The following is a 24727-nucleotide window of genomic DNA, read 5'->3' on the forward strand; positions in this document are numbered from 1 at the left end:
GGGCGCCCCGGGGGGCGCCACCGGGGGGGCCCCCCCCTCCCGGGCCGCCCCCCGCGGCCCCCCCGCGGAAACCACACCCCGCGCCGGGGGGCGGGGGCCCCCGCGCGCCCCCGCGGGCGGCGGGCCGCCCCCCCCCGGCCCGCCCCCCGGCTGCCGTCGTGCGTGCGGCAGGCGCGGCGAGCACGCTAGACGCGGCCGGTGAGGGTGTTGCACTGCTTGAGGTCCCCGCCGCTGAAGCCGCGCATGAACCACGTCTGGCGCTGCTGGCTCGTGCCGTGCGTGTAGCTCTCGGGATCCACGCGCCCGGTCGCGGACTTCTGGATCCGGTCGTCGCCCACCGAGGCCGCGGCAGAGAGCGCGTCCTGGACGTCCTTCTGGGTGATCGGCTGCAGGTACGGCTTCCCCGTGGCCGGGTCGTCGGTGGTGCTCGCATAGTGCGCCCACATGCCGGCGAGGCAGTCCGCCTGGAGCTCCACGCGCACGCTCCCGGACTCCGGGCCCTGCGGGTCCCTCTGGGCGTAGCCGAGGGTGCCGACGAGGTCCTGGACGTGGTGGCCGAACTCGTGGGCCACCACGTACTCCTGGGCCAGCGGCCCTCCCGAGGATCCGAACCGGGTCACGAGCTCGTCGAAGAAGCCCGGGTCGAAGTACGCGGTGACGTCCCCGGAGCAGTAGAACGGGCCGACGGCCGTCGTCGCGGGCCCGCACGCGGTCGAGGTCTGCCCGGTGAACACGACCGCCTTGGGCCGGGTGTAGCGGACGCCCTGCGACGGCAGGTAGCCCGCCCAGAAGGCGTTGACGCTGTTGACCGTCCCGACGATGCGGCAGTCGAGCCGCTGCGCGGCGTCGGCTCCGGTGCGGCACTGGCTCGTCCCGGCGCTGGCCTGGCCGGTGGCGGTCCCGGACTGCCCGGAGCTGCCCGTGAGGTCGCCGAGGAGCCCAGGATTCACCCCGAGGAGCGTCAGCGCGAGCACGAGGAGGGCCCCGCCCACGCCGCCGCCGATCAGCGGCCCCCGGCCCAGCCCTCCGCCGCCGCGCCGGTCCTCGACCTGCGACGGGTCCAGCTGGCTGCCATCGTTGAAGCTCATGGACCCACGCTAGCCGTCGCGTCATGATCGCGGGCGCACCGGGGAGACGCCGGCGGCGCGCCGATAGAATTCCCCCATGCCCTTTCTGGACCGGCTCGCGCGGTGGGCCGCCGAGAAGCCGCATGAGCCCGCGGTCGTCTGCGGGCGCGAACGGCTCTCGTGGGCGCAGCTGCACGACGCCGCCGCGGCGCTCGCCGCCTCGGGCGATCCCACCGGGGTGCTCCGGGCGCCCAACAGCGTGGACTTCGCCGTGCGCTGGGCGGCCGGGGTCGCCGGAGAGCGCGAGTGCGCCGTCCTCGACCCGGCCTGGCCCGACGAGCTGGCCCGGGACGTCGAGGAGCGCCTGGCCGCCCGCTGGGGTGCGCCCGCCGGGAGACGCCTGGAGCCCGCCGAGCTCGCGGACGGCAGCGGCGCCTCGACCTTCCTCGTGGGCCTCACCTCGGGCACAACGAGCGTGCCGAAGGGCTTCAGCCGCTCCCGCGCCTCCTGGGCGCGCTCCTTCGCGGCGTCGGCCGCGGCGTTCGGACTCACTCCCGCTGATCGCGTCCTCGCCCCCGGCCCGCTCTCGGCGAGCCTGAACCTCTACACGCTCTCCGAATGCCTCTGGGCCGGAGCGGCGTTCCACACGCTGCCCGGGTTCGACGTGGGGGACGCGCACGCCGAGGTCACCCTGCGCGGCATCACGCGCCTGGTGCTCGTGCCGACCATGCTCCGCGTCCTCGCCGAACGCGGCGTGGCCGGGGACGTCGACGCGAGCGGGGTGAGCGCCGTGGTGTGCTCGGGCCAGAAGCTCGACCGCCGCACCCTCGAGGCGGTGCGGCGCTGGGCACCCCGGGCGGTCGTCTGGGAGTACTACGGCGCCTCCGAGCTCAGCTTCGTCGCCTCGAGCCGCCACGATCCGGGCACGGCCGGGACCGAGGTGGGGACCGGCGTCGGCCGCACCTTCGAAGGCGTCGAGCTGGCCATCCTCGACGACGCGGGCGCGCCCGTCCCCGACGGGCAGACCGGCAACATCTGCGTGCGCAGCCCCCTCGTCTCCGACGGCTACGTGTGGGGCGACGACGGGAAGGCGTTCACCCGGCTCGGCGACTGGTGCACGGTGCGTGACCAGGGCTTCCTCGCCGACGGCGAGCTCCATGTCCTCGGCCGCACCCAGGACATGGTCAACACCGGCGGCCACAACGTGTACCCGCACGAGGTCGAGGCCGCGCTGGCCATGATCCCGGGCGTCGCGGAGGTCGTCGTCGCGGGGATCCCCGACGACGTGCGCGGCCAGCGGATCGTCGCGGGAATCGTGCCCGCCCACGCTGGCATGTGCCAGCTCCAGCTCCGCGCGGGCCTCGAAGGACGGCTTGCGCCGGCGAAGCGGCCGCTCGAGTACGTCGAGCTGGAGGAGCTGCCCGTCACCGAGCGCGGCAAGCTCTCCAGGACCGAGTTCCAGCGATGGGTGCTCGAGGGGGACCCGCGTGCCCGCCGCCTGGCCTAGCCCGGAGGGGGCGCCGCTCGTCCTCGAGGGCCTGCGGACCCCGCTGGCCCGCGCCGGGACGCTCTTCGCCGGGGTGCCGGTCCACGAGCTCCTTGCCCCCGTCCTGTCCGCTCTCGCGGACAGGGCCGGCGGGTCCGCCGAGGACGTCGCCGACATCGTGATCGGCAACGCCGCCGGCGGCGGGGGCAACCTGGCCCGCCTCGCCGCGCTCACGGCCGGCCTGCCCGAGCGGCTCCCCGGCATCACCGTGGACCGGCAGTGCGGCTCGGGCCTCGACGCGATCGTGCTCGCCTGCCGTCTCGTGCAGGCCGGTGCGGGCGCGGCGTACCTCGCCGGGGGAGCGGAGTCGGTCAGCACCGCCCCGGTGCGCGGGCGGCGGCGCCCGGACGGCTCCCTCGAGTTCTACCGCCGCGCCCAGCATGCCCCCTCGGTGGCGGGCGCCGCCGAGCCCACCGACCCCGACATGGGGTTCGCCGCGGAGACGGTGGCCCGCGAGGCCGGCGTCAGCCGCGAGCGCCAGGACGCCTTCGCGCTGCGCAGCCACGCCCGCGCGCTGGGGGCCGCGGCATCCGGCGCGTTCGACGGCGAACTGGTCGCCGTCCGCGCTCCCGGCGCCGAGGACTGGGTCACCGCGGACAACGGCCCGCGCGCCCGGCTCGACGCGCGGCTGCTCGCCCGGTTCCCGGCGGCGTTCGTGCCGGGCGGCACGGTGACGGCCGGCAACTCGTGCTCCGACGCCGACGGCGCCGCGGCCACGCTCGTGGCCGGCCCCGGTTCCGGACTTGCGCCCCGCCCGGGCTGCGCGGCCCTGGCCTTCCTCGGCGCCGAGACCGTGGGGGTGGATCCGCGCCGCCTCGGGCTCGGTGCGGCGGCAGCGGCCGAGCGGCTCCTGGCCCGGCACGGCGTGCCCGCCGGCGAGGTCTCCGCGATCGAGTTCAACGAGGCCTTCGCGGGACAGGTCCTCGCGTGCACGGACCGGCTCGGGCTGGCGGGGGAGGACCTGGACCGGGTGCTCAACACCGAGGGCGGCGCGCTCGCCCTCGGACACGCCTACGGGGCCTCGGGCGCGGTCTCGGTGGTCCGGCTCCTCACCCGGGCCCAGCGGCTGCCCGCCGGGTCGCTCTGCCTCGCGATGATCAGCTCCGCCGGGGGCATCGGCACCGCCGCACTGTTCGCGACCGTGCGCACTCCCTGACCGGCCCGGTCGCCCCGGCCGATCCCCGGCGGCTCAGTCGTCGCCGAGTCCCCGGGCCGCCAGGGCGTCTCCGGTGCGCCGGGCGTAGGCCACGGCGGCCAGCACCACCGGCACGGTCCGCGCGCGCACGCTGCGCTCGAGGCCGCGGGCGCGGGCGGCGTCGCCCACCTCCGCGAACGATCCGGCGAGGACGGGGATGCTGCGCACCATGATGGCGATCGCGAGGGCGAACCTCTCGGGGTCGGCACCCAGGCGCCGGAACGGCCGCGCGAGGGAGGCGACGGCGTCGAGCAGGTCTTGGAGCGGCACCGTGGCGGTGAGCAGGCCCGCCGCCACGAAGCACAGGAGGAGGTTCGCCACGATCCGGCCGGCCGCCGCCGGACCCTGCTGCCACCACTGGAACGCGAAGAGCACGACGGCGAGGGGCAGCACGAGCCTCCAGGAGGCAGCGAGCCTGCGGACGCCGAGGCCGGCCGAGAGCCAGGCGAGCACCACGGCGCCCAGCGCGGCGCAGGAGGCGCGCCAGTCCAGCAGGACGAAGCTCGCCGCGCCGGCCGCCACCACGCCGGCGAACTTGGCCCACAGCGGGGTGCGGTGCAGCCACGAGTCGCCGTGGACGTAGCCGGCGAGCAGCCCGGCCGCGGGGCGGCGCATCAGGCGTGCCCCCGCGCGGGCCGGGCCGGTTGGTCGAGGCACAGCTGCCGGTAGAAGGCAACGGCGGCCGCCGGGTCGCCGTCGAACGCGATGCCCCCGTCCTCGACCACGAGCACGCGGTCGGCGTCCGCCGCCAGATCGAGGTCGTGGGTCGAAAGGATGACCTGCTCGCGGAGGGAGGCCAGGGTCCGCCGCAGCAGCTCGCGGTTGCGCAGGTCGAGCAGGGTCGAGGGCTCATCGAGCACGAGCACCTCGGGCCCGACCGCCAGCACCGCGGCGAGCGCCATCAGCTGGCGCTCGCCGCCGGAGAGCTCGTGCACGCTCTGGTCCGCGAGCGGACCCAGGCCGAACCGGTCCAGCACCGCCTGGGCGGCGCGGGCGCGCTCGGCCCGCCCGGGATGACGGCGCCGCAGCGAGAGTTCGACGTCCTCCCGCCCCGTGGGCATGACGAGCTGCGAGAGCGGGTCAGTGAACACGAACCCGACCCGCTGGCGCACGGCACGGACCTCGCGGACGGTGTCCAGGCCGTGCACCGCGACGGACCCCGAGCTGGGCGCGACGAGTCCGTTGAGCAGGCGCAGGAGGGTGGACTTGCCGGAGCCGTTGGCCCCGATCACGGCGATGCGCGGCTCGGTGAGCACCAGGTCGATGCCGTGGAGGAGGACCTTCTGGGCGGGAGCGCCGGGCTGCGGATCGTCGACGGGCACGACGACGCCCACGTCCGCGAGCCCGATCCCGCCGTGAGTGCCGTGGCCTGCGTGCTGGGTCGACATCGCGGTCACTTCACGCGCCGCACGAGGACATCGGGGAAGGCCCGGTGCACGGCGACCGCCGCCACCGCCGCCACGGCGTTCTTGAGGATGTCGCCGGGATAGTAGACGAGGTCGGCGGCGAACGCCGCCGGCCAGGACAGCTTGAGGTTGACCACCATGCCCAGCGCACCGAGCGTGTGCACCGCCACCACCGAGACCACCGTGGCGGCGAGGAAGAACCACACCGCCCGGCGCCTGGCCGGCAGCCTTCGGATGATCAGCTGCGCGGCGATGCCCACAAGGAGGGCGGCGAGGAGGAACCCGATGATGTACCCGGCGGACCCGCCGGCGAGGACCTGCAGGCCGGCGCGGCCGCCGGAGAAGATCGGCAGGCCCGCGAAGGCGACCACGAGGTAGAGGGCCACCGCGGCGGCTGCCCGGGCGCCGCCCAGCACGAGGCCGGTGAGCATGACGGCGAGCGTCTGGAGCGTGATGGGCACGCCGAAGCTCCCGACGGGGATGCCCGGGACGATCGCTGAGGCGGCGATGAGGGCGGCGAACACGGCGACGAGGGCCAGCGACTGGGAGTCCCACAGCTTCTGCGGGACGCGGGGGCTGCCCTCTCCGGCCCGCTGCGGGTGCGGCGCCCAGGTCCTCTGATGGCTCATCGTTCCTCCTGGCAGTGACTGGCTCTGTCAGAAGGGTACGGAGCGGGCACCCGCCCCGTTTTGTAGGCGGCCCACGATGGCACGGCGCCGGGCGTTGGCGGGTGGCTACAAAGAGCCTCGGCCCGGACGGATCATCGTGATGCCCGCGACGTCCGCCCAGTCGAAGACGGGCAGCAGGGCGGCGGCCTCGTCGAAACCGATGACCCGCTCGATGAGCTCCTGCGGGCGCAGCGCTCCCGAGGCGATCAGGTCGAGCATCGCCGGGTAGTCGGCGGCGGCCATGCCGTGGCTGCCGAACACATCGAGCTCCCAGGCGATCACCCGCGCCATGGGCACGCGCGGGTCGCCTCCCACCGGGGGCAGGAGGCCGATCTGCACGTGCCGGCCCCGGCGGCGCAGGCTCAGGAGGGCATCCGCGCAGGTCTGCTCGCTGCCGACGGCGTCGACGGAGACCTGGCTCCCGCCGTGGGTGAGGGCCGCCACCCTGGCCGGGACGTCGGAGCCGTCCGCGAGGAGGACGTGGTCCGCGCCGAGGGCCGTGGCCGCGGCGAGCGCTCCGGCGTTCCGGTCGACGGCGATGACGTGGGCGCCGAGGGCCTTCGCGATCATGACCGCGCTGAGGCCGACGCCGCCGGCCCCCACCACGGTCAGCCATTCGCCGGCGGCGAGGTGTGCCCGGCTGGTGAGCGCCCGGAACGCCGTCGCGAACCGGCAGCCGAGGCTCGCCGCCGCCTCGAAGTCCACGCCCTCGGGGATGGCGACGAGGTTGGTGTCCGCCGCGTGCACGACGACGCGCTCAGCGAAGGACCCCCAGTGCGTGAAGCCCGGCTGCTCCTGGTCGGGGCAGACCTGGGCGTTGCCGGACAGACACCATTCGCAGGTCCCGCAGCCCTCGACGAACGGGGCGGTGACGCGGTCGCCGACCGTCCACGTCGTGACGCCCGGGCCCACCGCGGCGATGACACCGGCGAACTCGTGCCCGGGGACGTGGGGGAGCGCGACGTCGTCGTGCCCGGCCCACGCGTGCCAGTCGCTGCGGCACAGCCCGGTGGCTGCCACCGCGACGACGACCCCGCCCTCCGGCACCTCGGGCTCTGCGACCTCGCGCACGGCGAGCGGTCCTGCGATGTCGTCCATGACGATGGCGAGCATGGTCCTCCTAGGCTGCAGTTGCGGGCGGCCCTCGTCCGGCCGCGTCCGCTCCTGCGGCATCGTCTCACGCCGGGCGCCGGCGTTTCCCCTGACCCCGCGTCGGGTAGGGCGGATGGATGGAAGACACGACCGGCGCGCTGCGGCGCATCGCCCGCGAAGCCTTCGGCATCGAGACGTGGCGGGAGGGCCAGTTCGAGGCCGTCCGGGCGGCGGCGGAGGGCCGCGACGTCCTGGCCGTGATGCCCACGGGGCACGGCAAGTCGGCGATCTACCAGGTGCCCGGAGCGGTGCTGCCGGGCGTGACCGTGGTGGTCAGCCCGCTGGTCGCGCTGCAGGCGGATCAGGCCCAGGCCCTCGACGCCGCGCTCGGCGACGGCACCGCCGTCGTGCTCAACTCGACGGTGCGGGCACCGGCTGAACGGGCCGCGTGGGAGGCCCTCGCCGCCGGCACGGCCCGCTTCGTGTTCCTGGCGCCGGAGCAGCTCGCGCGCGAGGAGACGGTCTCGCGCCTCGCCGAGCTGGAGCCGAGGCTGTTCGTCGTGGACGAGGCCCACTGCGTCTCGGCGTGGGGACACGACTTCCGTCCCGACTACCTCGTGCTCCAGGACGTGCGCCGCCGCCTGGGCAGCCCGCCCGCGATCGCCCTCACGGCCACCGCCTCGCCCCACACGCGCGCCGAGATCGTCGAGAGGCTCGGCCTGGCCGACCCGCTGGTCCTCGTCCAGAGCTTCGACCGGCCCGAGATCGAGCTGCGGGTCCAGCGGCACGAGAGCGAGGACGGCAAGCGCGCCGCCGTGCTCAGCCAGGTCGCCTCGCTCGACGGCCCCGGCCTCGTGTACGTCGCCACCCGGAGGGAGAGCGAGGAGCTCGCCGCAGCGCTCGCCGGCAAAGGGCTGGCCGCGGCCGCCTACCATTCCGGCCTCCGGGCCGCAGACCGCGCATCGGTCCACGCCCGGTTCCTCGAGGGGAGCCCGGGGGAGCAGCTCGACGTCGTCGTGGCCACGACCGCGTTCGGGATGGGGATCGACAAGCCCGACGTCCGGTTCGTGGTCCACGCCGACATCCCGGACTCCCTGGACAGCTACTACCAGGAGATCGGGCGCGCGGGCAGGGACGGCGGGGCTGCCCTCGCGGTCCTGCACTACCGGCCCGAAGACCTGGGGCTCAAGCGGTTCTTCGCCGGCGGCCACGTGCCCGAGGACCAGGTGGCGAGCGTGTTCGAGGCCGTCCGGGCTCTGGGTCCGGCCCGGGCGGCCACCCTCCGGGAGCGCACCGGCCTGTCGCCGCGCGCCCAGTCCCGCATCCTGAACCTGCTCGTGCACAGCGGGAGCGTGCACGCGGGGCGGTCCGGGTACCGCGCGTCGGGCGGCGTCGGCTCCGGGGACGCGGTCAGCCGGGCGCGCGCCGAGGAGGAGTCCCGGCAGCGCGTCGACGCCTCCCGCATCGAGATGGCCCGGGGCTACGCGGAGACGGACGGCTGCCGCCGCCACTGGCTCCTGAACTACTTCGGCGAGGATGCCCCGTCCTGGTGCGGGACCTGCGACCGCTGCGAAGAGGACGGGAGCAGGGAACAGGCCCGCGAGCACGAGGCCAACGTCCCGGAGGGCTGGTCGATGCAGGACCCCGTCCGCCACCGGGACTGGGGCGCCGGCCTGGTGATGGGGGTCGAGCCGGACAGGATCACGGTGCTCTTCGACTCCGTCGGATACAAGGAGCTCGCCCTCTCGGCCATCGACGGGGATGAGCGGCTGCTGGTCCACGCCGAACACGCCTGATTGACCTGGCCTCTGGCGGGGCATGGAGGGGGCGGGGCTAGTATGGCTCCCGTCCGCCGCGTGATGCCGGTCACGCAGCGATGGCACTGCGACCGGGAGGGGTTTCCCATGGCACGTCCGCTCGAGTGGCCCGTACTGCGCCAGTTCCTGGACCACGACCCCACGGGGCGGCATGCCGCGGCGAAATCCCGTGCCACCGAGAATCTGCGGGCGCGCACCGACACGGCGGACCGGGTCGTGGACTCGGTCTGTCCCTTCTGTGCGGTGGGATGCGCCCAGAAGGTCTACGTCAAGGACGAGAAGGTCATCCAGATCGAGGGGAACCCGGACTCGCCGATCAGCCGCGGCCGGCTCTGCCCCAAGGGCTCGGCCTCGCTCCAGCTCACTACGGGCGACGCCCGCGAGAAGTACGTGCTCTACCGGCGCCCGCACGGGACGGAGTGGGAACGGCTGGATCTCGCGACGGCCATGGACATGGTCGCGCAGCGGGTGGTCGACACGCGCCGGGACACCTGGGAGTGGGAGTCCCAGGGACGCCGCACGCGCCGCACGCTGGGCATCGCGAGCCTCGGCGGCGCCACGCTGGACAATGAGGAGAACTACCTCATCAAGAAGCTCTTCACTGCCCTCGGCGTCGTCCAGGTCGAGAACCAGGCGCGCGTCTGCCACAGCTCGACCGTAGCCGCCCTCGGCACGAGCTTCGGCCGGGGCGGCTCGACCACCTACCTCCAGGACCTCGCGAACGCAGACTGCATCATCATCCAGGGCTCCAACTTCGCCGAGGCGCACCCGGTGGGCTTCCAGTGGGTCATGGAGGCCAAGGAGCGCGGGGCGAAGATCATCCATGTGGACCCCCGGTTCTCCCGCACCAGCGCCATGGCGGACACCTTCGTGCCCCTCCGGGCCGGCAGCGACATCGCGTTCCTCGGCGGGCTCATCAACTGGGTGCTCGAGCACGACGCCTACTTCCACGACTACGTCGTGGCCTACAGCAACGCGGCCACCCTCCTCTCGGAGGACTTCCAGGACACCGAGGACCTCGACGGGCTCTTCTCGGGCTTCGACCCGGAGAACCGCGCCTACAACACCGATTCGTGGCAGTACCAGGGCGGATACGCCGCACCGTCCTCGGGCGAGCGCGACTCGGACTTCCAAGGCGGAAGCTCGGTGGGCGCGGCCTCGCACGCCCAGTCACACGGGTCCGGCGGCGCGTCGGTGACCGGCGAGTGGCGCAGCGACACGACCCTGCAGGATCCGCGCTGCGTCTTCCAGGTCCTCAAGCGCCACTACTCCCGCTACACCCCGGAGATGGTGGAGCGGGTGTGCGGTGTGCCGCAGGACCTCTTCCGCGAGGTCGCCGAGGCGATCACCGCCAACTCCGGCCGCGAGCGCACCACCGCCTTCGCCTATGCCGTCGGCTGGACCCAGCACACCACGGGGACGCAGTACATCCGCACCGCCTCGGTGCTGCAGCTGCTGCTCGGGAACATCGGCCGCCCCGGGGGCGGGATCATGGCCCTGCGCGGCCACGCGAGCATCCAAGGCTCGAGCGACATCCCGACCCTCTACGACCTCCTCCCCGGCTACCTCCCCAGCCCGCACGCGGAGCACCACCTCGACCTCGACTCCTACATCGAGGCGGACTCGCCCAAAGCAGGCTTCTGGGGCAACTCGCGCTCCTACATGGTCAGCCTGCTGAAGGCGTGGTGGGGGGACGCCGCGACGGCGGAGAGCGACTTCTGCTTCGACTACCTGCCGCGGATCACGGGCAGCCACAGCACCTACGACACGGTCGACGCCCAGCTCGAGGGGACCTGCAAGGGCTACTTCCTCTTCGGCGAGAACCCCGCCGTGGGCTCGGCCAACACCCACCTCCAGCGGATGGGGATGTCGAAGCTCGACTGGCTCGTGGTGCGCGACTTCTCCCAGATCGAGAGCGCCACCTGGTGGAAGGACGGCCCCGAGATCGCCACCGGGGAGCTGCGCACGGAGGACATCGCCACGGAGGTCTTCTTCTTCCCTGCGGCCGCCCACACCGAGAAGGCCGGCAGCTTCACCAACACCAACCGCCTCCTCCAGTGGCGTGACCAGGCCGTTGAACCCGAGGCCGACCGCCGGAGCGACCTCTGGTTCGTCTGGCACCTGGGCAACCGCATCCGGGCGCTCCTCGCGGACTCGCCCGACGAGGCCGACCGCCCCGTCCTCGACCTCACGTGGGACTATCCGCACGGCGGTCCCCAGGACGAGCCCGACGCGGAGGGCGTGCTCGCCGAGATCAACGGGGCCGGCCCCGACGGCTCCCCGCTCTCGGCCTACACCGAGCTCAAGGACGACGGCTCGACGACGTGCGGGTGCTGGATCTACTGCGGCGTCAGGGCCGACGGCGTCAACCAGGCAGCCCGGCGCAAGCCCCACCAGGAGCAGACCCCCGCGGGCCTCGAATGGGGCTGGGCCTGGCCGGCGAACCGCCGCGAGCTGTACAACCGGGCGTCCGCGGACCCCGAGGGGCGCCCGTGGAGCGAGCGGAAGAAGCTCATCTGGTGGGACGAGGACGCCGGCAAGTGGACCGGCGGCGACGTCCCCGACTTCGAGCCCACCAAGCCGCCGAGCTACAGGCCGCCGGAGGGCGCCCGCGGGCCGGACGCCCTCTCCGGCACGGACCCGTTCATCATGCAGGCGGACGGGAAGGGGTGGCTGTACGCCCCGGCCGGACTGTCCGACGGTCCGATCCCCACCCACTACGAGCCGCAGGAATCGCCGTTCGAGAATGAGCTCTACGGCCAGGGCCGGAACCCGCTGAGGAAGCTCCTCCCGCGCGAGGGCAACCGCTACCACCCCAGCGGCCGCGAGCCCGGGGCCGAGGTCTACCCCTACGTGCTGACGACCTACCGGCTCACGGAACACTTCACGGCCGGCGCGATGACCCGCTGGCTGCCCTACCTCGCCGAACTGCAGCCCGAGAGCTTCTGCGAGGTCTCGCCCGCGCTTGCGGCCGAGCGCGGGCTCACCCACAAGGGCTGGGCCACGCTGGTCTCGGCCCGAGGGGCGATCGAGGCCAGGGTCCTCGTCACCGACCGCATGCGGCCGCTCGTCGTGGGCGGCCGCACCGCCCACCAGATCGGCATGCCGTACCACTGGGGCCCGAACGGGCTGAGCAAGGGCGATGCGATGAACGAGCTCTCCTCGATCGCGATGGACCCCAACGTGCACATCCAGGAGGTCAAGGCCCTCACGGTCGACATCCGCCCCGGCCGCCGGCCGCGCGGGAAGGATCTGCTGGCCCTGGTCGAGGAGTACCGGCGGCGCGCGGGAATTGACGAGAACACCGGGCTGGAGGGAATCAGGAAATGAGCGTGACATCGCTGGGCATGCCCACCGTCGGGGTTCCGCGCAAGGGCTTCTTCACGGACACGAGCCTGTGCATCGGGTGCAAGGCCTGCGAGGTCGCGTGCAAGGAGTGGAACAGCGTCCCGGCCGACTCGAACCTCGAGCTCACCGGGGAGTCGTTCGACAACACCTCCGCCCTCGGAGCCGACACGTGGCGCCACGTGGCCTTCATCGAGAAGCAGGTCCCGGCCACCGACCAGGGCGGCCACGACGGCGTCAAGTGGCTCATGTCCTCCGACGTGTGCAAGCACTGCACGCACGCGGCGTGCCTCGACGTCTGCCCCACCGGCGCGCTCTTCCGCACCGAGCACGGCACCGTCGTCGTCCAGCAGGACATCTGCAACGGATGCGGGTACTGCGTGTCCGCCTGCCCCTACGGGGTGATCGACCAGCGCAAGGACGACGGCCGGGCCTTCAAGTGCACCATGTGCTACGACCGGCTCGAGGTCGGCGAGGAGCCGGCGTGCGCCAAGGCGTGTCCCACCAAGTCCATCCAGTACGGCGAGCTGGACGAGCTGCGCGAGCGCGCGGACGCCCGCCTCGCCGAGCTGCACGAGCGCGGCGAGGCGGGCGCCCAGCTCTACGGCCGCGATCCCGAGAACGGAGTGGGCGGAGACGGCGCGTTCTTCCTCTTGCTCGACGAGCCCGAGACCTACGGCCTGCCGCCGGACCCGATCGTGACCACGCGGGACCTCCCCGCGATGTGGAAGCGTGCCGCCGGCGCCGCGGCAGGCCTCCTCGCCGGGGCTGCCCTCGTCTTCTGGGGAGGCCGCAAGTGAGCCCGCGCCGCCGCCGCACCGAGGAGTTCATCTCCTACTACGGGCGCCCCATCCTCAAGGAGCCGACCTGGGAGGCCCTGGACATCGCGGGCTACATCTTCGCCGGCGGCCTCGCGGGGGCGTCGTCGATCCTGGCCGCGGGCGCCCAGCACACCGGCCGGCCGCGCCTCGAGCGCGCCGCGAAGCTCACGGCCCTCACCGCGATCTCCGCCTCGGTGGCCGCCCTCGTGCATGACCTGGGGCGTCCGGAGCGCTTCCTCAACATGCTGCGCGTCGCCAAGCCCACCTCGCCCATGAGCGTCGGCTCGTGGATCCTCTCCGTCTACGGGCCGCTGGCCGGCGCCAGCGCGGCGGCCGACGTCCTCGGCATCTTCCCGCGCGCCGGCAAGGCCGCGGGCATCGGCGCGGGGATCGCCGGCTCGGCGGTCGCGACCTACACCGCGGTGCTCGTCTCGGACACGGCCGTGCCCACGTGGCACGACGCCCACGCGGTGATGCCGTTCGTGTTCGCCGGATCCGCGGCCGCATCGGCGGGCGGCATCGGCGCGGCGCTCTCGCCCCTGGCCGAGGCCGGGCCGGCCCGCCGGATGGCGATCGGCGGTGCGGCCGTCGAGACCGCGATGAGCTTCGCCATGGAGCGCAGCGGCAGGCTCTCCGCGGAGACCTTCCACCAGGGCCGGGCAGGGACGCTGCTGCGGCTGTCGAAGGCCCTCACCGTGGGCGGCGCGGTCGGAATCGCCCTCGGCGGCCGGTCCTCGCGCGTGGTCAGTGCGGTGAGCGGCCTGGCCGTGGCTGCGGGGTCGGCGCTGCTCCGCTTCGGGATCTTCGAGGCCGGCCGTGCCTCGACCCTGGACCCCAAGTACGTCGTCGTGCCCCAGCGGGAGCGGCTCGCAGCGCGTCAGGAGGAGCCCGCCAAGGCCGATACCATGGGATGAGGCCCATGTCCGGGCCGGCTCCCCCCGAAAGGCCCGTCCCGAAGTGATCACTGTCTCCAATCTCGAACTGCGCGCCGGCGCACGCCTCCTCATGGACGAGGTGAGCTTCCGGATCGACAAGGGAGACAAGATCGGCCTCGTGGGACGCAACGGCGCGGGCAAGACGACCCTCACCCGCGTGCTCGCGGGGGAGGGGCTGCCCGCGGCCGGCACCGTGACCCGAGCCGGTGAGATCGGGTACCTCCCGCAGGACCCCCGCACCCCGGACATGGAGCAGCTCGCCCGGGACCGCATCCTCTCGGCGCGCGGGCTTGATGTGGTGGTGCGCAAGCTGCGCGCCGCGCAGGCGGACATGGCGAGTGAGGATGCAGAGGTCCAGCGCAAGGCGATGGCCCGGTACGACCGGCTCGAAGCCGAGTTCCTCGCCGGCGGCGGCTACGCCGCGGAGGCCGAGGCGGCCGCCATCTCGGCGAACCTCGCCCTGCCGGACCGCATCCTCAACCAGCCGCTCCGGACGCTCTCCGGCGGCCAGCGCCGCCGCGTCGAGCTGGCCCGCATCCTCTACTCGGGCGCTGACACCCTGCTCCTCGACGAGCCCACCAACCACCTCGACGCCGACTCGATCGCCTGGCTGCGGGACTTCCTCAAGGCGCACCAGGGCGGCCTCATCGTCATCTCCCACGACGTCGAGCTGCTCGAGGCCACGGTGAACAAGGTCTTCCACCTCGACGCGAACCGCGCCGTGATCGACATCTACAACATGGGCTGGAAGCGCTACCTCGCCCAGCGCGAGACCGATGAGCGCGCCCGCCGGCGCGAGCGCGCGAACGCGGAGAAGAAGGCCCAGGTGCTCCTCGACCAGGCCAACAAGATGCGGGCGAAGGCCACCAAGGCTGTCGCCGCCCAGAACATGGCCAAGCGGGCGGAGCGGCTGCTGGCAGGCGTCGCGGAGGAGCGGGTGGCGGACCGGGTGGCCGCGCTGCGCTTCCCGGAGCCCGCGCCGTGCGGCAAGACCCCGCTCACCGCGGAGGGCCTGTCCAAGTCCTACGGCTCGCTGGAGATCTTCACCGACGTGGACCTCGCGGTGGACCGCGGCTCGCGCGTCGTCATCCTTGGCCTCAACGGCGCGGGCAAGACCACGCTCCTGCGCATGCTCGCCGGCATCGACACCCCGGACACCGGGGAGGTCAGGCAGGGCCACGGGCTCAAGGTCGGCTACTACGCCCAGGAGCACGAGACGCTCGACCACGACCGCACGGTCCTGGAGAACATGCGCCGCGCGGCGCCGGACCACCTGGGCGACGCGGATGTCCGCGGGATCCTCGGCTCGTTCCTGTTCACCGGCGACGACGTCGACAAGCCCGCGGGCGTCCTCTCCGGCGGGGAGAAGACCCGCCTCGCCCTGGCCACGATCGTCGCCTCGAGCGCCAACGTGCTGCTCCTCGACGAGCCGACCAACAACCTCGACCCGGCGAGCCGGCGCGAGATCCTCGGTGCGCTGAAGACGTACAAGGGCGCCGTGGTCATGGTCAGCCACGACGAGGGTGCGGTCGAGGCGCTCAACCCCGAGCGGGTGGTCCTCCTGCCCGACGGCGTCGAGGACCTGTGGAGCGCGGACTACCTGGACCTCATCACCCTCGCCTGAGAGGCCTGGGGGCTACCGCACCTCGAGCGGCCGGGCGCCCGTCACCCGGGCCAGGTCCTCGTAGGAGATCGACAGCATCGAGCGGTGGTCCCCGGCGCCGGCCCACAGGGTCGGATACGCCGCGAGGTGCGTGTCGAGGAGCGTGCGCAGCGGCTCGGGATGGCCCACGGGCGCCACGCCGCCCACGCGCTGGCCGGTGTGCGCGAGCACGAAGCCGGGCGAGGCGCGTCGGATCCGGCCCGAGCCGAGGCGCTCGGCGACGAGCTTCGTGTCGACGCGCCCGGCCCCGCTCGCGAGGATGAGCAGCGGGGCGCCGTCGAGCTCGAACACGAGGCTGTTGGCGATCGCGCCGAGGTCGCAGCCGAGGACCCCGGCCGCTGCGGCGGCGGTGGGTACCTCGTCGTCGAAGGTGCGCACGGTGTCCGGCAGGCCGGCGGCGGCCAGTGCCGCGCGGACACGGGCGACGGCGGGCCCGTCGCCGCCGGAGGCAGCGTCGTCGTGCGGCATCAGCGGAAGCCCTGCGCGTCGAGGATCGCGTCCTCTTCTTCCTCGGCCGTGGGCCGGCGCTTCCTGCGCGGGGCGAACCGTGCGGCGCGCGCGGCGGCCGCGTCGGCGGCGCGGCGGGCCTCGTCGCGGCGGTGGGAGTGCCCCCCGGCCCCGGCGCCCTCCGCGGCGTCCTCCGGCTGCTGGGCGTCGAGCTCGGCGAGTTCGGCGGCCTCGGCGGCATCGGCTGCCGCGTCGATGGCGTCGTTGCGGGCCTGCTGGCGTGCCGCGTAGCCGAAGCCGATGAACATCAGGACCGCGAAGGCGAGCCACTGGAGCGCGTAGGAGAGGTGCATGCCCTCGTCCGGCGCCGGCTTGGGCAGCGAGGCCGGGGCGGCCTGGGGCGGGGCGGGATTCTCGCTTGCGAGGAGGCCGTACGCGCCGGTGAGCACGGGGTAGGGCAGCTGCTGGGCGTAGGTGGGCAGGTCGATCGAGGCGAGCTGGCCGTCCGGCGCGCCGCGGTCCAGGGCGGGCTCGCTCGGGCGCAGTCGCACGACGACGGTCGCCTCGCCTGCGGGGGGCGCCGGGACAGAGTCCGGCCTCCCGGCCTCCTTGTTGCCGATCGGCAGCCAGCCGCGGTCCACGATCACCGTCTGGCCGGAGTCGACCCTGAACGGCACGACCACCTCGTAGCCGGGCTGGCCCGAATTGGGCCGGTTCCGCACCACCCGGGTCTGGGCCGTGTCGTACGAGCCGTGGAGCGAGACCTGCTTCCACTCGCTGTCCGAGGGCAGCGACGTGAAGTCGGGCGCAGCCTGGGCGAACGGGACGGGCGGGGCGTCATAGTTCCGGGTGACCAGGTCCACGTTGGCCTTGGCCTCGTCGAGGCGCGCCATCTGCCAGCGGCTCAGGAGGACGCAGGCGATCGCGAACACGATGGCCAGCCCCAGATAGGTGAGCCATCGCCGGGAGATCAGGAATCGGTACATGGAGAAGATGCTTCCGTCAGCGGCAGGGTCTCGCGCCAGAGCAGGCGGGTGCGCAGGTAGTCCTCGAGCCAGCCTCGGTGCTCGGCGCACGCCAGCCAGGTCTTGCGGCGTTCGGGCGTGTGGATCCTGGGGTTGTTCCACAGAAGGCGCCAGAGCGCCGGCGCCCGGCAGCCCTTGCGGGAGCAGAGGGGTGCCTCGGGGAGCCCGGAGTCGCCGGGCAGGAGGCTGAACAGGCTCATGCGGCGCCGGCCTCCGGGGACTCGGAGCCGGTCCTGCGCGGGGCCGCGCTGCCGTCCTGGTCCTGTCCGGCTGGTTCCTCGCGGTCCGGATCGTCGTCGACCGTCTCCCCGAGGATCGTCTCGCCGTGCGGTGCCGGTGACGCGGCGGGGTCTGCGTCCTCGGGGCGGCCCGCGTCGAGCTCGCCGTAGGAGATGTGGTCCATGAGCTCGCTGTCGTACTCCTCGCCCTTGGTCTGGGCGTTGGCGATTACCACGGCGACCCAGGGCAGGAAGACGGCGCCGGCGACGGCGATGAGCTTGAACCAGCCGTCGAGGAAGAACAGGGCGACGATGCAGACCACGCGGATGCCCATGGCCACCGCGTAGCGGACCATGCGCTGGCGCATGTCCACGCTGTGCCCGGGCGCGGCGGACGTGATGCTGTGGACCTCGGGGGCGCCCTCGGCACCGTCCACGGCGTACTCGCCGTACCTGTCGCTGGCCTCGCGGCCGTGTTGTTCTCTCGTCATCACACTCCCAGCAGGCCCATTCTCCCACCACGGCGGGCACCGGCCAATTTGGCTAGGATGCACCCTGAACCGGCGCCGACCAGCGGCGTCCTCCCTTCTTCCCTAGGAGCGTCAGTGAGCTCGGAAGCACCGTCCCCCCGCAGCGTCCTCGTCACCGGAGGCAACCGGGGCATCGGCCTCGCGATCGCCAAGGCGTTCCTCGCGAACGGCGACAAGGTCGCCGTGACCTACCGGACCGCGGGCGAGCTGCCCGAGGGCATCCTCGGCGTCCAGGCCGACGTGACGGACGAGGCCAGTATCGACGCCGCTTTCAAGGCGGTCGAAGAGGCCCACGGCCCCGTGGAGGTCCTCGTCGCCAACGCGGGCATCACCAAGGACACCCTCCTGCTGCGCATGAGCGAGGAGGACTTCACCTCCGTCCTCGACACGAATCTCACCGGCGCGTTCCGCGTCGTCAAGCGCGCGTCCAAGGGCATGATCCGCCTGCGCAAGGGCCGCGTGGTCCTCATCTCCTCGGTCTCGGGCCTGTACGGGGCCCCCGGCCAGATCAACTACTCCGCCTCGAAGGCCGGCCTCGTGGGCCTCGCGCGGTCGCTGACCCGTGAGCTCGGCTCGCGGGGGATCACCGCGAACGTCGTGGCGCCGGGCTTCATCAAGACCGACATGACCGCCGAGCTGCCGGAGGAGACCCAGAAGGACTACCTCTCCCGGGTGCCCGCCGGCCGGTTCGCCGACGCCGACGAGGTCGCCGACGTGGTCCGCTGGGTCGCGAGCGACGAGGCCGCCTACATCTCGGGGGCGGTCATCCCCGTCGACGGCGGCCTCGGCATGGGCCACTAGCGGCTCCTCGCCGCGCGCGGCGCGCAGGCCGGGGCGTTGTTGGAGGGTTCCGACAACGGCCCGGCCGCTTCTGGGCTGGCATGATGGAGCGCAGTCACCGAAAACTTGGCGAGGTCACACAAAGTGGCCGGAGCAGACGAAGGGGAGCACGCATGGGAGTCCTGGACAACAAGGCCGCGATCGTCACGGGGTCGTCGCGAGGGATCGGCGCCGCGACGGCCAAGGTCCTCGCCGGCGAGGGGGCGGCCGTCGTCGTCAACTACCGCCAGAAGGCGCCGCGCGCCAACAAGGTGGTCGCCGAGATCGAGGCCGCGGGCGGCCGCGCGATCGCGGTCGGCGGGGATCTGACCAACGAGGCGGACGTCGACGCGCTCGCCCAGGCTGCCGTCGACGCCTTCGGCTCCCTCGACATCCTGGTTCTCAACGCCTCGGGCGGCATGGAGTCCGGCCTCGGCGAGGACTACGCGCTCCGGCTCAACCGGGACGCCCAGGTGTCGATGCTCAAGGCCGCCGCGGAGCGGATGAAGCCCGGCTCGCGCGTCGTGTTCGTCACGAGCCACCAGGCCCACTTCATCGACTCGGTCCAGACGATGGATGCCTACGAGCCCGTGGCCCGGTCCAAGCGCGCCGGCGAGACGGCCCTCCGCGAGCTCGTCCCGTGGCTCGAGGAGAAGGGCATCACGTTCGTGGTCGTCTCCGGCGACATGATCGAGGGCACCATCACCGCCACGCTCCTCGAGCGAGCCGCCCCCGGGGCGATCGAGTCCCGCCGCGAGGCCGCCGGCAAGCTGTACTCCGTCGAGGAGTTCGGGGCCGAGGTGGCCAAGATGGTCACCGCGGACGTGCCGACGGGCCACACCGAGTACGTGGGCGGGGCCGGGCACTTCCAGGCCTGACGCACTTCCGGGCCCGGCCGCTCAGCGGACCTGCCCCCTCAACCACGCGGACGTGACTCCTCAACCTCGAGGAGCCACGTCCGCTGCGTTGAGGAGTCACGTCCGCTGTGTTGAGGAGTCACGTCCGTGGCGTTCAGGAGTCGCCTCCGTCGCGTTGAGGGGTCACACCCCCGCGAGGTGGCGCACCACGTCGAGGTAGGGGAGGTCGACGGCGGCGTCGGCCTCCGCGCGGACCTTCGGCTTGGCGTTGAACGCCACCCCGAGGCCGGCAGCGGCGAGCATGTCGAGGTCGTTCGCCCCGTCGCCCACGGCGATGCAGTGCTCGAGGGCGATCCCGTGCTGGGCCGCCCACTCGCGCAGCATGCGCTCCTTGACCGCGCGGTCCACGACCTCGCCGAGCACCCGGCCCGTGAGCTTGCCATCGGCCACCTCGAGTTCGTTGGCGCGCCAGTGGTCCAGCCCTAGGCGCTCGGCGAGCGGGGTGAGGATCTGCTCGAACCCGCCCGAGACCACGCACACGAGGTGGCCGCCGGCGTGGAACGCCTCGATCAGGTCCTCGGCGCCGAGGGAGAGCACGACGGCGTCGCGCACCTTCGCGATGACGTCCTCCGGAAGGCCCGCGAGGGTCGCGACGCGCGCGTGCAGGCTCTGCGCGAAGTCGAGCTCGCCGCGCATGGCGGCCTCGGTGACGGCGGTGACCTCCTCGCGCTTGCCCGCGTAGTCCGCGAGGAGCTCGATGACCTCCTGCTGGATGAGCGTCGAGTCGACATCCATGATGAGCAGCTTCCGCTCGGCCTCGCGGAGCCCGGCCGGGACGAGCGCCGCACCGATCCCGAGCCCCGCCAGCGCGGCCCGCGCGGCGGGCGCGTGGCCGGCGTCGAGCTTCACCTCCGCGGTGAGCACGGCGTAGCGGCCGTCCCCGTCCCCTCCTGCCGGGCGCTCGAACGGCCCGACGGCGGCCCCTGCCCCCTCGAGGGCGCGGGCGGCCGCGGCCGCGTCGTCGTCGGTGAGCGTGACGGCATGGAGGACTGCGGCGAAGTGTGCTGGCATAAGCCCACATTCTACCGAGGGCCGCCGCGGCCCGGCCCCGGCGGGCCCGGGCGGGCGCGGTTCGCCGAGAGCGAAGCATCTGGACTAGTGTCAGAGGCCATGAGCAATGTTCTCCAGCTGTCTGGGGTCAGCGTCGTCCGCGGGACGAAGAAGCTGCTGGACGGCATCGACTGGCAGGTGAATGAGGGGGAGCGCTGGGTCGTCCTGGGCCCGAACGGCGCCGGCAAGACCACACTCCTGTCGCTGGCGGCGGCGCGCCTGCACCCGAGCAGCGGCCGCGTCGACATCCTCGACGAGACGATGGGCAAGGTGGACGTCTTCGAGCTGCGCCCGCGCATCGGCCTGTCGTCCGCGGCCCTGGCCAACCAGATCCCCGAGGGCGAGAAGGTCCTCAACGTCGTCGTCACCGCCGCATACGGCGTGACCGGGCGGTGGCTCGAGCGCTACGAGAAGGACGACGAGCGCCGCGCCTTCCGCCTCCTGAACGAGTGGGGCATGGGCCCGCTCCTCGGACGGGTGTTCGCCTCGCTCTCGGAGGGGGAGCGCAAGCGGGTCCAGATCGCCCGCGCGCTCATGACCGACCCCGAGCTGCTCCTGCTCGACGAGCCCGGGGCCGGCCTCGACCTCGGTGGCCGCGAGGAGCTCGTGTACAAGCTCTCCGACCTCGCCCAGGACGACGCCGCGCCCGTCGTCGTGCTCGTCACACACCACCTCGAGGAGGTGCCGCCGGGCTTCACCCACGCGCTCCTGCTGCGCGAGGGCACCGTGGTGGCCGCCGGGCCGATCGCCTCCACGCTCACCGAGGAGAACCTGAGCGCGACCTTCGGTCTGCCGCTCGACGTGCGCGCCCAGGACGGCCGCTACACGGCCACGGCCAAGGACGGCGCTGCGGCGCAGGGCACCGCCACTGCCGGTGCTGCGGCCGCGCCGCGCGCGTGATGGGCTTCTGGGGGGACGTCCTCATCTTCCTCGCGGGCCTGTGGGCCGGCACGATCAACACGATCGTCGGCTCGGGCTCGCTCGTGACGTTCCCGGTCCTCGTCGCCCTCGGCTACAGCCCCGTCAACTCGATCATCTCGAACGCGATGGGCCTGGTGGCCGGGGGCTTCTCGGGCGCCTACGGGTACCGTCGGGAGGCCGTCAGCGCCAAGCGCACGCTCCTGAAGCTCCTGCCGGTCTCGCTCGTGGGCGGACTGCTCGGCGCGTTCCTGCTCCTGCACCTGCCCGAGAGCGTGTTCGGGTTCGTCGCCCCGGTGCTGATCGTGATCGCGATCCTGCTCGTGATCTTCCAGCCCCGCCTGTCCGCGTGGGCCAAGGCGCGCCAGGCGCTCGAGCACATCACGCCCGAGCAGGCGGACCTGCAGAAGGTCCCGTTCATCCTGTACCTGCTGGTGTTCCTGATCGGCGTGTACGGCGGCTACTTCACGGCCGCGCAGGGCGTGCTGCTCATGGGCGTGCTCGGCATCTTCTTCCACGGAACGCTCCAGCAGTCCAACGCGATCAAGGTCGTCCTGAGCCTCGTGGTGAACCTCGTCGCCGCTGTGGCCTACCTCCTGTTCGCGTTCGACCGCATCAACTGGCTCGCGGTGCTGCTCATCGCGGTCGGCTCGACGCTCGGCGGGTTCCTCGGCGCGGGCATCGGCCGGCGCATGAAGCCCCTGGTGCTACGGATCGTGATCGTGATCCTCGGCGTCGTGGCGCTCGTGAACCTGCTCGCCAAGCTCTTCAATGCCTGACGCGCCCCAGGGGGAGGAACAGCAGATCGTCCGGCTGGCCTCGGCCCAGGATCCCCGGATCGCCGACTACACGAGCCTGACGGACGTGCGCCTGCGCACCCTGCGCGAGCCTGCCGAGGGCCTCTACATCGCCGAGTCCTCCCGCGTGCTGCGCCGCGCGCTCGCGGCCGGGCACCGCCCGCGCTCCTTCTTCCTGGCCGAGAAGTGGCTCGACGGCCTCGCCGACGTGCTGGCCGCCTACCCGGACGTTCCCGCGTACGTGGGAACGCCGGCGCTGCTCGAGGAGATCACCGGCTTCCACCTGCACCGCGGCGCGATGGCCGCGATGCACCGGCCAGCCCCCGTGCCGGTCGACGAGCTCCTCGCCGGCGCCCGCCGGGTCGCCGTCCTCGAGGACATCGTGGACCACACCAACGTCGGCGCGATCTTCCGCTCCGCCGCCGCGCTCGGCATCGACGCCGTCCTCGTCACCCCGCGCTGCGGCGACCCCCTGTACCGCCGCAGCATCCGGGTGAGCATGGGCACCGTCTTCCAAGTCCCGTGGGCCAGGCTGGACTCCTGGCCCGGCGGCATCGGGGAGCTCAGGCGGCTCGGCTTCACCGTCGCCGCCCTCGAGCTCGCCGAGGACGCGGTCGACGTCGACGAGCTCGCCGCCCGCCGCATCGACCGGCTCGCGCTCGTGCTCGGGACCGAGGGCGCGGGGATCGCCCCCGAGACGCTCGAGGCCGCCGACCTCGCCGTGAAGATCCCCATGCGGCCCGGCGTGGACTCGCTCAACGTGGCGGCCGCGAGCGCCGTGGCGTTCTGGGAGCTGAGAGCCCGCTGAGCTGGTAACATTGACTGCTGGCCCTCCAACCGGGAGGGCGTTCACACCTGGCCTCTGGCAAAATCCAGGGGCGCTAGCAAAGGGCCCATTGTGAAGTCTGATATCCACCCGTCGTACGAGTTCGTCGTCTTCAACGACCTCGCCTCCGGCAAGAAGTTCCTCACCCGCTCCACGGTCTCCTCGGACAAGACGATCGAGTGGGAGGACGGCAACACCTACCCCGTCATCGACGTCGAGGTCTCCTCCGAGTCGCACCCGTTCTACACGGGCAAGCAGCGCATCATGGACTCGGCCGGCCGCGTCGAGCGCTTCAACGCGCGCTTCAAGAACTTCGGCAAGAAGGCCTGACCCGACTGGTTCACCAGCCGCAGGCCACTGCCACGACGAAGGCGCCGTCCCTCGGGACGGCGCCTTCGCCGTGTCCGGGCCCCTCTCGGGCTGTCCCAGGACGGGCCCTCGCAGAACGGGTCTACGCTGGAGCCGTGACGGACTATCACGGTGAATTCAAGGTTCCGGGCGGCAAACTCGTGGTCGCCGACCTCGCGGTCGACGGCGACGTCATCACCTGGGCGAGCATCAATGGGGACTTCTTCCTCGAGCCGGACGAGGCCCTCGCGGACATCAACGAGGCCCTCCTCGGCCTGTCCACGCACGCACCGAACACGGCCATCAGCGAAGCCGTCGCCGAGGCCGTGGGCCCCTCGGCCGTGATGTTCGGGTTCGACCCCGATTCCGTGGCCGTGGCGGTCCGCCGCGCCCTCGGGCACGCGACCACCTGGGCCGACCACGACTGGGAGGTCATCCCGCCGAGCACCCTGTCGATCACCGAGAACGTCGCCCTGGACGAGGTCCTCACCCGGGAGGTCGGGGAGGGCCGGCGCAACCCGACCCTGCGCCTGTGGGACTGGGACGAACGCTCCGTGGTGATCGGGACCTTCCAGTCCTACCGCAATGAGGTGGACCCGGACGGGGTCGAGAAGCACGGCGTGACGGTGGTGCGCCGGATCTCCGGCGGCGGTGCCATGTTCATGGAGGCCGGCAACTGCGTCACGTACTCCCTCTACCTGCCGACCTCGCTCGTGGACGGGCTCTCCTTCGCCGAGTCCTACCCGTTCCTCGATGCCTGGGTCATGGAGGCCCTCGCGAAGGTGGGCGTCTCGGCCTTCTACAAGCCGCTCAACGACATCGCCACGCACGCCGGCAAGATCGGCGGTGCCGCCCAGAAGCGGCTCGGCAACGGCGCGATGCTCCACCACGTGACCATGAGCTACGACATCGACGCTGTGAAGATGACCGAGGTCCTGCGCATCGGGCGGGAGAAGATCTCGGACAAGGGCATCGCGAGCGCGCAGAAGAGGGTCGACCCGCTCAAGCGGCAGACGGGCATGGAGCGCGCGGACATCTTCGAGGCGATGATGGGCACCTTCGAGTCCCGCTACGGCGCCCGCCGCGTGGCCCTGTCCGAGGAGTCGCTCGTGGACGCCCGGGCCCTCGCCGAGCGCAAGTTCGCCACGCACGCCTGGCTGCACCGCGTCCCGTAGGCGCCCCCCGTCGTCTCACCCCGCACGGGTGGCCGGGCGCACGACGGCGAGTGGTCGCCGTCGTGCGCCCGGCCGGCAGAGCCGGCTATCCCGGTGCTGGGC

The 24727-nt window shown here is 72.9% G+C and carries 24 protein-coding genes; 14 read left to right on the forward strand and 10 right to left on the reverse strand.

Annotation, left to right across the window (positions count from 1 at the left end; translation table 11 throughout):
- Positions 1 to 185: 185 nt before the first annotated feature.
- The gene (gene ypfJ / locus ACVWWH_RS07465) at positions 186 to 1088 is read right to left on the reverse strand and encodes a KPN_02809 family neutral zinc metallopeptidase (protein ID WP_457316136.1); all 903 of its coding nucleotides are present in this window, start codon (positions 1086 to 1088) and stop codon (positions 186 to 188) included.
- Positions 1089 to 1164: 76 nt separating this feature from the next.
- Here ypfJ and ACVWWH_RS07470 point away from each other — a divergent pair, with 76 nt between their 5' ends.
- Both ACVWWH_RS07470 and ACVWWH_RS07475 read left to right on the forward strand, forming a co-directional pair.
- A complete protein-coding gene (locus ACVWWH_RS07470) occupies positions 1165 to 2574 on the forward strand; it encodes a class I adenylate-forming enzyme family protein (protein WP_457316137.1) in 1410 nt (469 codons plus the stop codon).
- The gene (locus tag ACVWWH_RS07475; protein WP_457316138.1) at positions 2555 to 3769 is read left to right on the forward strand and encodes a thiolase family protein; all 1215 of its coding nucleotides are present in this window, start codon (positions 2555 to 2557) and stop codon (positions 3767 to 3769) included. The genes ACVWWH_RS07470 and ACVWWH_RS07475 overlap by 20 nt, the downstream gene beginning before the upstream one ends.
- A gap of 33 nt (positions 3770 to 3802) precedes the next feature.
- Here the strand turns inward: ACVWWH_RS07475 and ACVWWH_RS07480 are convergent, their stop codons facing one another.
- The 4 genes from ACVWWH_RS07480 to ACVWWH_RS07495 all read right to left on the reverse strand — a co-directional run bounded on the left by ACVWWH_RS07480 (position 3803) and on the right by ACVWWH_RS07495 (position 6995).
- The gene (locus ACVWWH_RS07480; protein ID WP_066497667.1) at positions 3803 to 4423 is read right to left on the reverse strand and encodes an energy-coupling factor transporter transmembrane component T family protein; all 621 of its coding nucleotides are present in this window, start codon (positions 4421 to 4423) and stop codon (positions 3803 to 3805) included.
- Positions 4423 to 5196, reverse strand: a complete 774-nt coding sequence (locus ACVWWH_RS07485) for an energy-coupling factor ABC transporter ATP-binding protein (protein ID WP_066497668.1) — start codon at positions 5194 to 5196, stop codon at positions 4423 to 4425. The genes ACVWWH_RS07480 and ACVWWH_RS07485 overlap by 1 nt, the downstream gene beginning before the upstream one ends.
- A 5-nt stretch (positions 5197 to 5201) precedes the next feature.
- On the reverse strand, positions 5202 to 5843 hold the full coding sequence (locus ACVWWH_RS07490; protein ID WP_457316139.1) for a biotin transporter BioY: 642 nt from the start codon (positions 5841 to 5843) through the stop codon (positions 5202 to 5204).
- A gap of 105 nt (positions 5844 to 5948) precedes the next feature.
- Complete coding sequence (locus tag ACVWWH_RS07495) at positions 5949 to 6995, reverse strand: zinc-binding dehydrogenase (RefSeq protein WP_457316140.1); 1047 nt, start codon at positions 6993 to 6995, stop codon at positions 5949 to 5951.
- A 116-nt stretch (positions 6996 to 7111) separates the two neighbouring features.
- On the opposite strand from ACVWWH_RS07495, the gene ACVWWH_RS07500 reads away from it, so the two are divergent.
- The 5 genes from ACVWWH_RS07500 (at position 7112) to ACVWWH_RS07520 (ending at position 15516) form a co-directional block, all read left to right on the forward strand.
- Positions 7112 to 8770: a RecQ family ATP-dependent DNA helicase gene (locus ACVWWH_RS07500; RefSeq protein ID WP_457316141.1), complete on the forward strand. Its 1659-nt coding sequence runs from the start codon at positions 7112 to 7114 to the stop codon at positions 8768 to 8770.
- 108 nt (positions 8771 to 8878) lie between these two features.
- Positions 8879 to 12121 carry a formate dehydrogenase gene (gene fdh, locus ACVWWH_RS07505; RefSeq protein ID WP_457316142.1) on the forward strand — a complete coding sequence of 1081 codons (3243 nt, stop codon included), beginning with the start codon at positions 8879 to 8881 and terminating at the stop codon, positions 12119 to 12121.
- Positions 12118 to 12936 (forward strand): 4Fe-4S dicluster domain-containing protein, encoded by an 819-nt coding sequence (locus tag ACVWWH_RS07510; protein ID WP_457316143.1) that lies wholly within the window; start codon positions 12118 to 12120, stop codon positions 12934 to 12936. The genes fdh and ACVWWH_RS07510 overlap by 4 nt, the downstream gene beginning before the upstream one ends.
- Positions 12933 to 13871 carry an NrfD/PsrC family molybdoenzyme membrane anchor subunit gene (gene nrfD / locus ACVWWH_RS07515; protein ID WP_457316144.1) on the forward strand — a complete coding sequence of 313 codons (939 nt, stop codon included), beginning with the start codon at positions 12933 to 12935 and terminating at the stop codon, positions 13869 to 13871. Before ACVWWH_RS07510 ends, nrfD begins: the two co-directional genes overlap by 4 nt.
- Positions 13872 to 13914: 43 nt before the next feature.
- Positions 13915 to 15516 carry an ABC-F family ATP-binding cassette domain-containing protein gene (locus ACVWWH_RS07520; protein WP_457316145.1) on the forward strand — a complete coding sequence of 534 codons (1602 nt, stop codon included), beginning with the start codon at positions 13915 to 13917 and terminating at the stop codon, positions 15514 to 15516.
- 12 nt (positions 15517 to 15528) lie between these two features.
- Here ACVWWH_RS07520 and ACVWWH_RS07525 read toward each other — a convergent pair whose 3' ends face one another.
- Genes ACVWWH_RS07525 through ACVWWH_RS07540 form a run of 4 tightly spaced genes read right to left on the reverse strand, consistent with a single transcriptional unit; the run spans position 15529 to position 17736 of the window.
- A complete protein-coding gene (locus ACVWWH_RS07525) occupies positions 15529 to 16023 on the reverse strand; it encodes a YbaK/EbsC family protein (protein ID WP_457316146.1) in 495 nt (164 codons plus the stop codon).
- Positions 16023 to 16988: an SURF1 family cytochrome oxidase biogenesis protein gene (locus ACVWWH_RS07530; protein ID WP_457316147.1), complete on the reverse strand. Its 966-nt coding sequence runs from the start codon at positions 16986 to 16988 to the stop codon at positions 16023 to 16025. The genes ACVWWH_RS07525 and ACVWWH_RS07530 overlap by 1 nt, the downstream gene beginning before the upstream one ends.
- Complete coding sequence (locus ACVWWH_RS07535) at positions 16973 to 17227, reverse strand: hypothetical protein (RefSeq protein WP_457316148.1); 255 nt, start codon at positions 17225 to 17227, stop codon at positions 16973 to 16975. Before ACVWWH_RS07535 ends, ACVWWH_RS07530 begins: the two co-directional genes overlap by 16 nt.
- A complete protein-coding gene (locus tag ACVWWH_RS07540; RefSeq protein WP_457316149.1) occupies positions 17224 to 17736 on the reverse strand; it encodes a DUF3099 domain-containing protein in 513 nt (170 codons plus the stop codon). Before ACVWWH_RS07540 ends, ACVWWH_RS07535 begins: the two co-directional genes overlap by 4 nt.
- A 114-nt stretch (positions 17737 to 17850) precedes the next feature.
- On the opposite strand from ACVWWH_RS07540, the gene ACVWWH_RS07545 reads away from it, so the two are divergent.
- Together ACVWWH_RS07545 and ACVWWH_RS07550 are read left to right on the forward strand one after the other, a co-directional pair.
- Positions 17851 to 18576: a beta-ketoacyl-ACP reductase gene (locus tag ACVWWH_RS07545; protein ID WP_457316150.1), complete on the forward strand. Its 726-nt coding sequence runs from the start codon at positions 17851 to 17853 to the stop codon at positions 18574 to 18576.
- A gap of 152 nt (positions 18577 to 18728) precedes the next feature.
- Positions 18729 to 19472, forward strand: a complete 744-nt coding sequence (locus ACVWWH_RS07550) for an SDR family oxidoreductase (RefSeq protein WP_066497689.1) — start codon at positions 18729 to 18731, stop codon at positions 19470 to 19472.
- 162 nt (positions 19473 to 19634) lie between these two features.
- On the opposite strand, the gene serB is transcribed toward ACVWWH_RS07550, so the two are convergent.
- On the reverse strand, positions 19635 to 20522 hold the full coding sequence (gene serB, locus ACVWWH_RS07555) for a phosphoserine phosphatase SerB (protein WP_457316151.1): 888 nt from the start codon (positions 20520 to 20522) through the stop codon (positions 19635 to 19637).
- Positions 20523 to 20621: 99 nt separating this feature from the next.
- On the opposite strand from serB, the gene ACVWWH_RS07560 reads away from it, so the two are divergent.
- From ACVWWH_RS07560 to ACVWWH_RS07580, 5 genes are all read left to right on the forward strand, one after another.
- Positions 20622 to 21461 carry an ABC transporter ATP-binding protein gene (locus tag ACVWWH_RS07560; RefSeq protein WP_066497695.1) on the forward strand — a complete coding sequence of 280 codons (840 nt, stop codon included), beginning with the start codon at positions 20622 to 20624 and terminating at the stop codon, positions 21459 to 21461.
- Complete coding sequence (locus ACVWWH_RS07565) at positions 21461 to 22258, forward strand: sulfite exporter TauE/SafE family protein (protein WP_457316152.1); 798 nt, start codon at positions 21461 to 21463, stop codon at positions 22256 to 22258. Before ACVWWH_RS07560 ends, ACVWWH_RS07565 begins: the two co-directional genes overlap by 1 nt.
- Positions 22251 to 23084 (forward strand): TrmH family RNA methyltransferase, encoded by an 834-nt coding sequence (locus ACVWWH_RS07570; RefSeq protein ID WP_457316153.1) that lies wholly within the window; start codon positions 22251 to 22253, stop codon positions 23082 to 23084. Before ACVWWH_RS07565 ends, ACVWWH_RS07570 begins: the two co-directional genes overlap by 8 nt.
- Positions 23085 to 23174: 90 nt before the next feature.
- Positions 23175 to 23432 carry a type B 50S ribosomal protein L31 gene (locus ACVWWH_RS07575; RefSeq protein ID WP_066497698.1) on the forward strand — a complete coding sequence of 86 codons (258 nt, stop codon included), beginning with the start codon at positions 23175 to 23177 and terminating at the stop codon, positions 23430 to 23432.
- Between the two features lie 134 nt (positions 23433 to 23566).
- Positions 23567 to 24625, forward strand: a complete 1059-nt coding sequence (locus tag ACVWWH_RS07580; protein WP_457316154.1) for a lipoate--protein ligase family protein — start codon at positions 23567 to 23569, stop codon at positions 24623 to 24625.
- Positions 24626 to 24727: the final 102 nt, after the last annotated feature.

It is taken from the genome of Sinomonas sp. RB5 (assembly GCF_054063535.1).

What these genes read in the sequence shown, in the direction of transcription:
- ACVWWH_RS07470 (WP_457316137.1), top strand. Translation starts at nt 1,165, where the DNA reads ATGCCCTTTCTGGACCGGCTCGCGCGGTGGGCCGCCGAGAAGCCGCAT.
- ACVWWH_RS07560 (WP_066497695.1), top strand. Translation starts at nt 20,622, where the DNA reads ATGAGCAATGTTCTCCAGCTGTCTGGGGTCAGCGTCGTCCGCGGGACG.
- ACVWWH_RS07485 (WP_066497668.1), bottom strand. Translation starts at nt 5,196, where the DNA reads ATGTCGACCCAGCACGCAGGCCACGGCACTCACGGCGGGATCGGGCTC.
- ACVWWH_RS07490 (WP_457316139.1), bottom strand. Translation starts at nt 5,843, where the DNA reads ATGAGCCATCAGAGGACCTGGGCGCCGCACCCGCAGCGGGCCGGAGAG.
- serB (WP_457316151.1), bottom strand. Translation starts at nt 20,522, where the DNA reads ATGCCAGCACACTTCGCCGCAGTCCTCCATGCCGTCACGCTCACCGAC.
- ACVWWH_RS07535 (WP_457316148.1), bottom strand. Translation starts at nt 17,227, where the DNA reads ATGAGCCTGTTCAGCCTCCTGCCCGGCGACTCCGGGCTCCCCGAGGCA.
- ACVWWH_RS07510 (WP_457316143.1), top strand. Translation starts at nt 12,118, where the DNA reads ATGAGCGTGACATCGCTGGGCATGCCCACCGTCGGGGTTCCGCGCAAG.
- ACVWWH_RS07495 (WP_457316140.1), bottom strand. Translation starts at nt 6,995, where the DNA reads ATGCTCGCCATCGTCATGGACGACATCGCAGGACCGCTCGCCGTGCGC.
- ACVWWH_RS07550 (WP_066497689.1), top strand. Translation starts at nt 18,729, where the DNA reads ATGGGAGTCCTGGACAACAAGGCCGCGATCGTCACGGGGTCGTCGCGA.
- ACVWWH_RS07525 (WP_457316146.1), bottom strand. Translation starts at nt 16,023, where the DNA reads ATGCCGCACGACGACGCTGCCTCCGGCGGCGACGGGCCCGCCGTCGCC.
- ypfJ (WP_457316136.1), bottom strand. Translation starts at nt 1,088, where the DNA reads ATGAGCTTCAACGATGGCAGCCAGCTGGACCCGTCGCAGGTCGAGGAC.
- ACVWWH_RS07570 (WP_457316153.1), top strand. Translation starts at nt 22,251, where the DNA reads ATGCCTGACGCGCCCCAGGGGGAGGAACAGCAGATCGTCCGGCTGGCC.
- ACVWWH_RS07500 (WP_457316141.1), top strand. Translation starts at nt 7,112, where the DNA reads ATGGAAGACACGACCGGCGCGCTGCGGCGCATCGCCCGCGAAGCCTTC.
- ACVWWH_RS07540 (WP_457316149.1), bottom strand. Translation starts at nt 17,736, where the DNA reads ATGACGAGAGAACAACACGGCCGCGAGGCCAGCGACAGGTACGGCGAG.
- ACVWWH_RS07480 (WP_066497667.1), bottom strand. Translation starts at nt 4,423, where the DNA reads ATGCGCCGCCCCGCGGCCGGGCTGCTCGCCGGCTACGTCCACGGCGAC.
- ACVWWH_RS07530 (WP_457316147.1), bottom strand. Translation starts at nt 16,988, where the DNA reads ATGTACCGATTCCTGATCTCCCGGCGATGGCTCACCTATCTGGGGCTG.
- fdh (WP_457316142.1), top strand. Translation starts at nt 8,879, where the DNA reads ATGGCACGTCCGCTCGAGTGGCCCGTACTGCGCCAGTTCCTGGACCAC.
- ACVWWH_RS07565 (WP_457316152.1), top strand. Translation starts at nt 21,461, where the DNA reads ATGGGCTTCTGGGGGGACGTCCTCATCTTCCTCGCGGGCCTGTGGGCC.